Here is an 11,803-nt window from a genome sequence, read left to right on the forward strand (position 1 = left end):
GGTTAGTCGGTCCCTAAGGCGAGGCTGAAAAGCGTAGTCGATGGAAAACAGGTTAATATTCCTGTACTTCCAGTTATTGCGATGGAGGGACGGAGAAGGCTAGGCCAGCTTGGCGTTGGTTGTCCAAGTTTAAGGTGGTAGGCTGAGATCTTAGGCAAATCCGGGATTTCAAGGCCGAGAGCTGATGACGAGTGCTCATTAGAGCGCGAAGTGGTTGATGCCATGCTTCCAAGAAAAGCTCCTAAGCTTCAGATAACTGGGAACCGTACCCCAAACCGACACAGGTGGTTAGGTAGAGAATACCAAGGCGCTTGAGAGAACTCGGGTGAAGGAACTAGGCAAAATGGCACCGTAACTTCGGGAGAAGGTGCGCCGGCGAGGGTGAAGGACTTGCTCCGTAAGCCCATGCCGGTCGAAGATACCAGGCCGCTGCGACTGTTTATTAAAAACACAGCACTCTGCAAACACGAAAGTGGACGTATAGGGTGTGACGCCTGCCCGGTGCCGGAAGGTTAATTGATGGGGTTAGCGCAAGCGAAGCTCTTGATCGAAGCCCCGGTAAACGGCGGCCGTAACTATAACGGTCCTAAGGTAGCGAAATTCCTTGTCGGGTAAGTTCCGACCTGCACGAATGGCGTAACGATGGCGGCGCTGTCTCCACCCGAGACTCAGTGAAATTGAAATCGCTGTGAAGATGCAGTGTATCCGCGGCTAGACGGAAAGACCCCGTGAACCTTTACTATAGCTTTGCACTGGACTTTGAATTTGCTTGTGTAGGATAGGTGGGAGGCTTTGAAGTGGGGACGCCAGTTCTCATGGAGCCATCCTTGAAATACCACCCTGGCAACTTTGAGGTTCTAACTCAGGTCCGTTATCCGGATCGAGGACAGTGTATGGTGGGTAGTTTGACTGGGGCGGTCTCCTCCCAAAGAGTAACGGAGGAGTACGAAGGTGCGCTCAGACCGGTCGGAAATCGGTCGTAGAGTATAAAGGCAAAAGCGCGCTTGACTGCGAGACAAACACGTCGAGCAGGTACGAAAGTAGGTCTTAGTGATCCGGTGGTTCTGTATGGAAGGGCCATCGCTCAACGGATAAAAGGTACTCCGGGGATAACAGGCTGATACCGCCCAAGAGTTCATATCGACGGCGGTGTTTGGCACCTCGATGTCGGCTCATCACATCCTGGGGCTGAAGCCGGTCCCAAGGGTATGGCTGTTCGCCATTTAAAGTGGTACGCGAGCTGGGTTTAGAACGTCGTGAGACAGTTCGGTCCCTATCTGCCGTGGACGTTTGAGATTTGAGAGGGGCTGCTCCTAGTACGAGAGGACCGGAGTGGACGAACCTCTGGTGTTCCGGTTGTCACGCCAGTGGCATTGCCGGGTAGCTATGTTCGGAAGAGATAACCGCTGAAAGCATCTAAGCGGGAAACTTGCCTCAAGATGAGATCTCACTGGAACCTTGAGTTCCCTGAAGGGCCGTCGAAGACTACGACGTTGATAGGTTGGGTGTGTAAGCGCTGTGAGGCGTTGAGCTAACCAATACTAATTGCCCGTGAGGCTTGACCATATAACACCCAAGCAATTTGCTAGCGCAGATTGCGGTGGTGAAGATGACACGAACCGAAAGTTCGCAAGATCACAAATTCACATATCCGAATTAGCCAAGAGTGTTCAAAAGACATTCTGGCAACAGAATTTCTTGACGACCATAGAGCATTGGAACCACCTGATCCCATCCCGAACTCAGTAGTGAAACGATGCATCGCCGATGGTAGTGTGGGGTTTCCCCATGTGAGAGTAGGTCATCGTCAAGATTCATTTCGCAAAACCCCTATCTGCGCGTGCAGGTAGGGGTTTGGTCTTTAAGTAGAAGCTATCGCTTCTCCTGGTAGGTGAATAGCCAACCGGTGGTGGTAAAAAGGTGGTTGACAGCGTTACTGAATGCTGTATTATTCGCCTCCCGCTACGAGAGATCGCAGCGAGCCAAGTGTTTGAAGCTAAACGAGTTTCTCGCAAAAAACTTCAAAATAAACGCTTGACAGGCTCTGAGGAAAGCGTAGAATGCGCGCCTCGGTTGAGATGAAACGCTCTTGACCAAACGCTCTTTAACAAATCGAATCAAGCAATTCGTGTGGGTGCTTGTGAGTACGGACTGATAGTCACAAAGATTATCAGCATCACAAGTGGCCATGCGAGAAATCACATAGTCATTTGAGATTGCTGAGCCAAGTTTAGGGTTTCTTAAAAACCCAAGCAGTATTGAACTGAAGAGTTTGATCATGGCTCAGATTGAACGCTGGCGGCAGGCCTAACACATGCAAGTCGAGCGGATGACGGGAGCTTGCTCCTTGATTCAGCGGCGGACGGGTGAGTAATGCCTAGGAATCTGCCTGGTAGTGGGGGACAACGTTTCGAAAGGAACGCTAATACCGCATACGTCCTACGGGAGAAAGCAGGGGACCTTCGGGCCTTGCGCTATCAGATGAGCCTAGGTCGGATTAGCTAGTTGGTGGGGTAATGGCTCACCAAGGCGACGATCCGTAACTGGTCTGAGAGGATGATCAGTCACACTGGAACTGAGACACGGTCCAGACTCCTACGGGAGGCAGCAGTGGGGAATATTGGACAATGGGCGAAAGCCTGATCCAGCCATGCCGCGTGTGTGAAGAAGGTCTTCGGATTGTAAAGCACTTTAAGTTGGGAGGAAGGGCAGTAAGTTAATACCTTGCTGTTTTGACGTTACCGACAGAATAAGCACCGGCTAACTCTGTGCCAGCAGCCGCGGTAATACAGAGGGTGCAAGCGTTAATCGGAATTACTGGGCGTAAAGCGCGCGTAGGTGGTTTGTTAAGTTGGATGTGAAAGCCCCGGGCTCAACCTGGGAACTGCATCCAAAACTGGCAGGCTAGAGTACGGTAGAGGGTGGTGGAATTTCCTGTGTAGCGGTGAAATGCGTAGATATAGGAAGGAACACCAGTGGCGAAGGCGACCACCTGGACTGATACTGACACTGAGGTGCGAAAGCGTGGGGAGCAAACAGGATTAGATACCCTGGTAGTCCACGCCGTAAACGATGTCAACTAGCCGTTGGAATCCTTGAGATTTTAGTGGCGCAGCTAACGCATTAAGTTGACCGCCTGGGGAGTACGGCCGCAAGGTTAAAACTCAAATGAATTGACGGGGGCCCGCACAAGCGGTGGAGCATGTGGTTTAATTCGAAGCAACGCGAAGAACCTTACCAGGCCTTGACATGCAGAGAACTTTCCAGAGATGGATTGGTGCCTTCGGGAACTCTGACACAGGTGCTGCATGGCTGTCGTCAGCTCGTGTCGTGAGATGTTGGGTTAAGTCCCGTAACGAGCGCAACCCTTGTCCTTAGTTACCAGCACGTTATGGTGGGCACTCTAAGGAGACTGCCGGTGACAAACCGGAGGAAGGTGGGGATGACGTCAAGTCATCATGGCCCTTACGGCCTGGGCTACACACGTGCTACAATGGTCGGTACAGAGGGTTGCCAAGCCGCGAGGTGGAGCTAATCTCACAAAACCGATCGTAGTCCGGATCGCAGTCTGCAACTCGACTGCGTGAAGTCGGAATCGCTAGTAATCGCGAATCAGAATGTCGCGGTGAATACGTTCCCGGGCCTTGTACACACCGCCCGTCACACCATGGGAGTGGGTTGCACCAGAAGTAGCTAGTCTAACCTTCGGGAGGACGGTTACCACGGTGTGATTCATGACTGGGGTGAAGTCGTAACAAGGTAGCCGTAGGGGAACCTGCGGCTGGATCACCTCCTTAATCGACGACATCAGCCTGCTGATGAGCTCCCACACGAATTGCTTGATTCATTGTAAAAGACGATGTTGCAAAGTGACCCTGTTATAGGTCTGTAGCTCAGTTGGTTAGAGCGCACCCCTGATAAGGGTGAGGTCGGCAGTTCAAATCTGCCCAGACCTACCATTACAGAGTTAAGCCGTACACGGGGCCATAGCTCAGCTGGGAGAGCGCCTGCCTTGCACGCAGGAGGTCAGCGGTTCGATCCCGCTTGGCTCCACCACTTACACCTTACTTGCTTGATCAAATTCAGAAATGAGCATTCGCATCGAATGTTGATTTCTGGCTTTTGTCAGATCGTTCTTTAAAAATTCGGATATGTGATAGATATAGACTGAACACCAGTTTCACTGCTGGTGGATCAGGCTAAGGTAAAATTTGTGAGTTCTGCGCGAAAGCGCAACATGCGAATTTTCGGCGAATGTCGTCTTCACAGTATAACCAGATTGCTTGGGGTTATATGGTCAAGTGAAGAAGCGCATACGGTGGATGCCTTGGCAGTCAGAGGCGATGAAAGACGTGGTAGCCTGCGATAAGCTTTGGGGAGTCGGCAAACAGACTGTGATCCAGAGATCTCTGAATGGGGGAACCCACTCAGCACAAGCTGAGTATCTTGTACTGAATACATAGGTACAAGAGGCGAACCAGGGGAACTGAAACATCTAAGTACCCTGAGGAAAAGAAATCAACCGAGATTCCCTTAGTAGTGGCGAGCGAACGGGGACCAGCCCTTAAGTTGATTTGAGATTAGTGGAACGCTCTGGAAAGTGCGGCCATAGTGGGTGATAGCCCCGTACACGAAAATCTCTTGTCAATGAAATCGAGTAGGACGGAGCACGAGAAACTTTGTCTGAACATGGGGGGACCATCCTCCAAGGCTAAATACTACTGACTGACCGATAGTGAACCAGTACCGTGAGGGAAAGGCGAAAAGAACCCCGGAGAGGGGAGTGAAATAGAACCTGAAACCGTATGCGTACAAGCAGTGGGAGCCTACTTTGTTAGGTGACTGCGTACCTTTTGTATAATGGGTCAGCGACTTATATTCAGTGGCGAGCTTAACCGAATAGGGGAGGCGTAGCGAAAGCGAGTCTTAATAGGGCGTTTAGTCGCTGGGTATAGACCCGAAACCGGGCGATCTATCCATGGGCAGGTTGAAGGTTAGGTAACACTGACTGGAGGACCGAACCGACTACCGTTGAAAAGTTAGCGGATGACCTGTGGATCGGAGTGAAAGGCTAATCAAGCTCGGAGATAGCTGGTTCTCCTCGAAAGCTATTTAGGTAGCGCCTCATGTATCACTGTAGGGGGTAGAGCACTGTTTCGGCTAGGGGGTCATCCCGACTTACCAAACCGATGCAAACTCCGAATACCTACAAGTGCCGAGCATGGGAGACACACGGCGGGTGCTAACGTCCGTCGTGAAAAGGGAAACAACCCAGACCGTCAGCTAAGGTCCCAAAGTCATGGTTAAGTGGGAAACGATGTGGGAAGGCTTAGACAGCTAGGAGGTTGGCTTAGAAGCAGCCACCCTTTAAAGAAAGCGTAATAGCTCACTAGTCGAGTCGGCCTGCGCGGAAGATGTAACGGGGCTCAAACCATGCACCGAAGCTACGGGTATCACCTTCTGGTGATGCGGTAGAGGAGCGTTCTGTAAGCCTGTGAAGGTGAGTTGAGAAGCTTGCTGGAGGTATCAGAAGTGCGAATGCTGACATGAGTAACGACAATGCGAGTGAAAAACTCGCACGCCGAAAGACCAAGGTTTCCTGCGCAACGTTAATCGACGCAGGGTTAGTCGGTCCCTAAGGCGAGGCTGAAAAGCGTAGTCGATGGAAAACAGGTTAATATTCCTGTACTTCCAGTTATTGCGATGGAGGGACGGAGAAGGCTAGGCCAGCTTGGCGTTGGTTGTCCAAGTTTAAGGTGGTAGGCTGAGATCTTAGGCAAATCCGGGATTTCAAGGCCGAGAGCTGATGACGAGTGCTCATTAGAGCGCGAAGTGGTTGATGCCATGCTTCCAAGAAAAGCTCCTAAGCTTCAGATAACTGGGAACCGTACCCCAAACCGACACAGGTGGTTAGGTAGAGAATACCAAGGCGCTTGAGAGAACTCGGGTGAAGGAACTAGGCAAAATGGCACCGTAACTTCGGGAGAAGGTGCGCCGGCGAGGGTGAAGGACTTGCTCCGTAAGCCCATGCCGGTCGAAGATACCAGGCCGCTGCGACTGTTTATTAAAAACACAGCACTCTGCAAACACGAAAGTGGACGTATAGGGTGTGACGCCTGCCCGGTGCCGGAAGGTTAATTGATGGGGTTAGCGCAAGCGAAGCTCTTGATCGAAGCCCCGGTAAACGGCGGCCGTAACTATAACGGTCCTAAGGTAGCGAAATTCCTTGTCGGGTAAGTTCCGACCTGCACGAATGGCGTAACGATGGCGGCGCTGTCTCCACCCGAGACTCAGTGAAATTGAAATCGCTGTGAAGATGCAGTGTATCCGCGGCTAGACGGAAAGACCCCGTGAACCTTTACTATAGCTTTGCACTGGACTTTGAATTTGCTTGTGTAGGATAGGTGGGAGGCTTTGAAGTGGGGACGCCAGTTCTCATGGAGCCATCCTTGAAATACCACCCTGGCAACTTTGAGGTTCTAACTCAGGTCCGTTATCCGGATCGAGGACAGTGTATGGTGGGTAGTTTGACTGGGGCGGTCTCCTCCCAAAGAGTAACGGAGGAGTACGAAGGTGCGCTCAGACCGGTCGGAAATCGGTCGTAGAGTATAAAGGCAAAAGCGCGCTTGACTGCGAGACAAACACGTCGAGCAGGTACGAAAGTAGGTCTTAGTGATCCGGTGGTTCTGTATGGAAGGGCCATCGCTCAACGGATAAAAGGTACTCCGGGGATAACAGGCTGATACCGCCCAAGAGTTCATATCGACGGCGGTGTTTGGCACCTCGATGTCGGCTCATCACATCCTGGGGCTGAAGCCGGTCCCAAGGGTATGGCTGTTCGCCATTTAAAGTGGTACGCGAGCTGGGTTTAGAACGTCGTGAGACAGTTCGGTCCCTATCTGCCGTGGACGTTTGAGATTTGAGAGGGGCTGCTCCTAGTACGAGAGGACCGGAGTGGACGAACCTCTGGTGTTCCGGTTGTCACGCCAGTGGCATTGCCGGGTAGCTATGTTCGGAAGAGATAACCGCTGAAAGCATCTAAGCGGGAAACTTGCCTCAAGATGAGATCTCACTGGAACCTTGAGTTCCCTGAAGGGCCGTCGAAGACTACGACGTTGATAGGTTGGGTGTGTAAGCGCTGTGAGGCGTTGAGCTAACCAATACTAATTGCCCGTGAGGCTTGACCATATAACACCCAAGCAATTTGCTAGCGCAGATTGCGGTGGTGAAGATGACACGAACCGAAAGTTCGCAAGATCACAAATTCACATATCCGAATTAGCCAAGAGTGTTCAAAAGACATTCTGGCAACAGAATTTCTTGACGACCATAGAGCATTGGAACCACCTGATCCCATCCCGAACTCAGTAGTGAAACGATGCATCGCCGATGGTAGTGTGGGGTTTCCCCATGTGAGAGTAGGTCATCGTCAAGATTCATTTCGCAAAACCCCTATCTGCGCGTGCAGGTAGGGGTTTGGTCTTTAAGTAGGAACTACAGAGATTCGCGGGTACGTCCTCGGGACGGACCGGCATACAGAATTTCTTGACGACCATAGAGCATTGGAACCACCTGATCCCATCCCGAACTCAGCAGTGAAACGATGCATCGCCGATGGTAGTGTGGGGTTTCCCCATGTGAGAGTAGGTCATCGTCAAGATTCAAACAAAAGCCCCTGTCTGCATTGCAGACAGGGGCTTTTTCTTTTCCGGCCTACAGTACCCTGACGTGCGCGCTAGCGGGCGAGTTGTTTGTCCAGGTAGTTTCTGATCACCCGCGATCCATTGTTCAGATGCTGCTCCAGCACCCTTACCGCCTCGTCGACCAATTTGTCAGCGGCAGCATCCACCAAGGCGTTATGGTCGTCCTGGGTCAGCTTGCCCAGCCCCATGGATGACAGGTGAAAGCGCAAGAAGCGTTCTTCCTCGTTCAGCTCGTTCTCGATCAGACGCAGCAGTTTCTGGTTGGATGCCTTGCCATAGAGCGCCATGTGAAAAAGTCGATTGAGACGGCCGATTTCCGCATGGCTAGTTTCGTTCTCCAGTTGCTGAATGTAACCACGGGCACTGGCGATATCATTGGCATCGAGTAACGGAATAGATTGGCGCAGCGCTTCGCTCTCCAGGAGCACGCGCAATGCATAGGTGTCGACTGCGTCCTCGCCTATCAGGGGGGCGACCACTGCACCCTTGTGCATTTCCACCTTCAGCAACGATTGCGCTTCCAGCTGGCGCAGCGCCTCGCGCACCGGCATGCGGCTGACACCGTACAGGTCGGCAACTTCCTGTTGGCGCACGGCGGTGCCAGGTGGCAGGCGGCCATCGAGAATGGCGCTGCGCAGGCGTTCTTCAATAACGCTACGCGCCAGGTGTGCTGGCAGTTGTTCGCAGGCCAGCACGTTAGTAAGTTTGATTTTCTCGGCCAAGCGAAGTGTGCCTCGACGACAAAAAAGTTGGATCCAATGACCCTAGTGATAGGTAGGGGGCCTGTCAAACCTGCGCTGGCGAAGAAGCGAGCGGCTTAGGTTCACAATTATGGTGGATGAGTTCTTCTGGCAAAGGAAGCGACACCCCCTAAGCATTAACTATAAAGTCGTACCTGGCCGACTATCGGCTAGATGATTGCGCGGTGCCATTGTCTTTTAGGTGGCCAGGCCGCACCATCGCTGCTTTGGAATGACCTGAACAGGGCCTCGCAGTGGCGATTACCTGGCTGCTCAAAACCGCCGTGCGACGTTTCGGCCTTGCCCTGCTGCTAGGTAGCTTGCTGCTGGGCGGTTTGCATGCGGATTGGGATTTTGCCGAGATCAGCCGCAAGTCCGAGGCCCTGTATGGCCCACTGGGTAACGGCAAGGGCCGCATCGATGCCTGGCAGCGGTTGATGGCCACACAGAGCCAGGGCAGCGAGATGCAGCGCTTGCAGGTGGTCAACCAGTTCTTCAACCAGCAACTGCGTTACGTCGAAGATATCGACCTGTGGCATGAGGTCGACTACTGGGCCACGCCGATCCAGGCCCTTGTAAAAGGCGCCGGCGACTGCGAGGACTACGCAATCGCCAAGTATTTCAGCCTGCGGCGCATGGGGATCCCCAGCGAGAAGCTGCGCATCACCTACGTCAAGGCTTTGCGCCAGAACCGCGCGCACATGGTGCTGACCTACTATTCAAGCCCACAGGCGCAGCCGTTGGTGCTCGACAGCCTGATGGACGCAATCAAGCCGGCCAGCCAGCGCACTGACCTGCTGCCGGTGTACGCCTTCAATGGTGAAGGTCTGTGGCTGACCGGCGCTGCGGGCAACAAGAAGGTCGGTGATACCAAGCGCCTGTCCCGTTGGCAGGACTTGTTGAAGAAAATGCAGGCAGAAGGGTTCCCGGCCGAACCGGTTTACTGAAGGAGCACTGATGTCACTGTTCAAACAATTGCTGTTGGCCATTTGTCTGTTCCTGGTCGTCGCGTTCAGCGGCAGCTTCATGGTCAGCCTGGAAAGCTCGCGCAGCCAGTACGTCAACCAGTTGCGCTCGCATGCCCAGGATGCGGCCACTGCGCTGGCACTGTCGCTGACGCCGAATATCGATGACCAGGCAATGGTCGAACTCATGGTCAGCTCGATCTTCGACAGTGGCTACTACGCCAGCATCAAGGTGGTCGACCTGAGCTCCAATGCCGTGCTGGTCGAGCGCCATGCAGAGCCGGACCCTGGCGGTGTACCTGGCTGGTTCATCAACCTGATCGGCCTGGAAGCGGCCGGCGGCGACGCCCTCGTCAGCCGTGGCTGGCAGCAGGCGGCACGGGTCGAGGTCATCAGCCACCCGATGTTCGCCATCGGCAAGCTCTGGCAGAGTGCCCTGGGCAGCCTGGGCTGGCTGCTGCTGTGCGGCGCCGCCAGCGCCGTGCTCGGTGCCTTGCTGCTGCGCCGTCAACTGCGTCCGCTGGAGTACATGGTCGAGCAGTCCCACGCCATTGCCCGCCGCGAATTCCTCAGCCTGCCGGACCTGCCGCGCACACCGGAGCTGCGTCGCGTGGTGCAGGCGATGAACCAGATGGTCGAGAAGCTCAAGGCGCTGTTCTCCGAGCAGGCAGAACGCAGTGAACGGCTGCGCGCCGAGTCCTATCAGGACAGCTTGACCGGGCTGTCCAACCGCCGTTATTTCGAGATGCAGCTCAATGCCCGGGTCAGTAACCTGGAAGAAGCGCGTTCCGGCTACCTGCTGCTGTTGCGTGTGCAGGGCCTGGCAGGGCTCAACGCGCGCTTGGGTGGCCAGCGCACCGACCAGCTGCTGCAGGCGGTGGGCGAGCAACTGCGCCGCGCCTGTGCGCATTACCCGGAAACCAACGACCTGATTTCCCGCAGCCGTGGCGGTGAGTTCGCGGTGTTGGCGCCGGGCATGGTGCATGAGGAGGCCATCCAGCTCGCCCAAGCCCTGGAAATCGCGTTGCAGAGCCTGCACGAGACCGGGGCCAGCGATATCCAGCCGGTGGCCTGCATTGGCCTTGCTCCATTCCACCCGGGCGATGAGCCCCAAGCCTTGCTCAAGTTGGCCGACGAAGCGTTGGCGCGGGCCGAGAACCAGCCCCTGCCGGGATGGGTGTGCCTGGAGCAGGGTGTGGCAGATGTGGCTGGCGATACCCAGCACGCTTGGCACACGCGGTTGGATGAAGCGTTCGTAAACGGCCAGTTTGCGCTGTTCTTCCAGCCGGTGGTGGAGGCCAGGGATACCCAGCGCGTCTTGCATCATAAGGTGATTTCGCGCCTGCTGGACGACCAGGGCAACGCCCTGCCGGCCGGCCGCTTCCTGCCCTGGCTGGAGCGCTTCGGCTGGATGTCACGGCTGGACGAGCTGGTGCTGGAGAAGGTGTTGACGCACTTGCGCAACCATGACCAGATGGTGGCGCTGAACCTGTCGGCGACGACCCTGGCCGACCCCACGGCCCTGCAAAGGGTGTACGAGCTGCTGGGGCAGAACACCGCGCTGGGTTCGCGCCTGACCTTCGAGATCGGCGAGGAGCAACTGCCCGAGCAGGCCGCGCTGGAAACACTCACCCGCCGTCTGCACGGGCTGGGCTTCGGCCTGGCGCTGCAGCGCTTCGGCGGGCGCTTCAGCATGATCGGCAACCTGGCACACCTGGGCCTTGCCTACCTGAAGATCGACGGCAGCTACATCCGCAACATTGACCAGGAACAGCACAAGCGGCTGTTCATCGAGGCTATCCAGCGCGCGGCGCACAGCATCGATCTGCCGCTGATTGCCGAGCGGGTGGAAACCGAAGGCGAGCGGTTGGTGCTGGTGGAGATGGGTGTCGGTGGCATCCAGGGGCAGCTGGTCGGCGAGCCGGCGCCCTGGCGTTGATCGAAGAATACCGGGGCGCAAGGCGCACCCGGTGATTTCAGATCAAGCCGCCTTCCTCTTCTTCCTCGATCAGGTTGTTCAAGCTCCCCAGCGCCTTGCGCGCGGTGGAGCGGTTGAGCAACTTGGCCTGCGCCCCCGCCGGCAGGTCGGTGATGCTGAACACGCCCTTGGCCGTGAGTACTTCGATCAGGTCCTCGAGCACACGGATCATATCCAGGTCGCTCTGCTTGAGCTGCTTGAGGCTGTTTTCGACGACATCGTCGGCAAACCACCCCTGAATCTCGGCATGGTCGGCCGGCAGGACTTCCGTGTGGTCGGCGTACGGCACGGGTTCGACCCGCTGCAGTTGCCCTTTCTGGTCGCGTTGCACATAGAACAGTGCTTCCATCCTCGTCACCCCGGTTCCTTCATGGTGGCTCCTGGCGCAGCATAGGCAACTTTGACCTGCTGCGCCTG

General features: G+C 55.2%; 4 protein-coding genes, 2 tRNA genes and 6 rRNA genes (1 of these 12 running past the window's edge). 10 read left to right on the forward strand and 2 right to left on the reverse strand.

The window, feature by feature from the left end:
• The 8 genes from ACTORR_RS15040 to rrf (ACTORR_RS15075) form a co-directional block, all read left to right on the forward strand.
• Positions 1-1,566 (forward strand): 23S ribosomal RNA (locus tag ACTORR_RS15040) (it extends 1,327 nt beyond the left edge of the window).
• A 131-nt stretch (positions 1,567-1,697) separates the two neighbouring features.
• Positions 1,698-1,813 (forward strand): 5S ribosomal RNA (rrf, locus tag ACTORR_RS15045).
• A 447-nt stretch (positions 1,814-2,260) separates the two neighbouring features.
• Positions 2,261-3,797 (forward strand): 16S ribosomal RNA (locus ACTORR_RS15050).
• Positions 3,798-3,882: 85 nt separating this feature from the next.
• Positions 3,883-3,959, forward strand: a tRNA-Ile gene (locus ACTORR_RS15055).
• Positions 3,960-3,980: 21 nt separating this feature from the next.
• Positions 3,981-4,056, forward strand: a tRNA-Ala gene (locus tag ACTORR_RS15060).
• A 239-nt stretch (positions 4,057-4,295) separates the two neighbouring features.
• Positions 4,296-7,188, forward strand: a 23S ribosomal RNA gene (locus tag ACTORR_RS15065).
• Between the two features lie 131 nt (positions 7,189-7,319).
• Positions 7,320-7,435: ribosomal RNA gene (gene rrf, locus ACTORR_RS15070) — 5S ribosomal RNA — on the forward strand.
• A 109-nt stretch (positions 7,436-7,544) separates the two neighbouring features.
• A 5S ribosomal RNA gene (gene rrf, locus ACTORR_RS15075) occupies positions 7,545-7,660 on the forward strand.
• The 16S, 23S and 5S rRNA genes sit together here with 2 tRNA genes alongside, the layout of an rRNA operon.
• Before the next feature lie 75 nt (positions 7,661-7,735).
• Here the strand turns inward: rrf (ACTORR_RS15075) and ACTORR_RS15080 are convergent.
• Complete coding sequence (locus ACTORR_RS15080; protein ID WP_054887214.1) at positions 7,736-8,425, reverse strand: GntR family transcriptional regulator; 690 nt, start codon at positions 8,423-8,425, stop codon at positions 7,736-7,738.
• Positions 8,426-8,697: 272 nt separating this feature from the next.
• Here ACTORR_RS15080 and lapG point away from each other — a divergent pair, with 272 nt between their 5' ends.
• Together lapG and lapD are read left to right on the forward strand one after the other, a co-directional pair.
• Positions 8,698-9,390: a cysteine protease LapG gene (lapG, locus tag ACTORR_RS15085; RefSeq protein WP_054887215.1), complete on the forward strand. Its 693-nt coding sequence runs from the start codon at positions 8,698-8,700 to the stop codon at positions 9,388-9,390.
• A gap of 10 nt (positions 9,391-9,400) precedes the next feature.
• Positions 9,401-11,347 (forward strand): cyclic di-GMP receptor LapD, encoded by a 1,947-nt coding sequence (lapD, locus tag ACTORR_RS15090; protein ID WP_054887216.1) that lies wholly within the window; start codon positions 9,401-9,403, stop codon positions 11,345-11,347.
• Positions 11,348-11,384: 37 nt separating this feature from the next.
• Here the strand turns inward: lapD and ACTORR_RS15095 are convergent, their stop codons facing one another.
• Entirely contained in the window at positions 11,385-11,726 is a 342-nt protein-coding gene (locus ACTORR_RS15095) for a hypothetical protein (protein WP_054887217.1), read from the reverse strand.
• Between the last annotated feature and the right edge of the window lie 77 nt (positions 11,727-11,803).

The organism is Pseudomonas sp. SAR267 (genome assembly GCF_052077595.1).
Classification (GTDB): Bacteria; Pseudomonadota; Gammaproteobacteria; order Pseudomonadales; family Pseudomonadaceae; genus Aquipseudomonas; species Aquipseudomonas vlassakiae.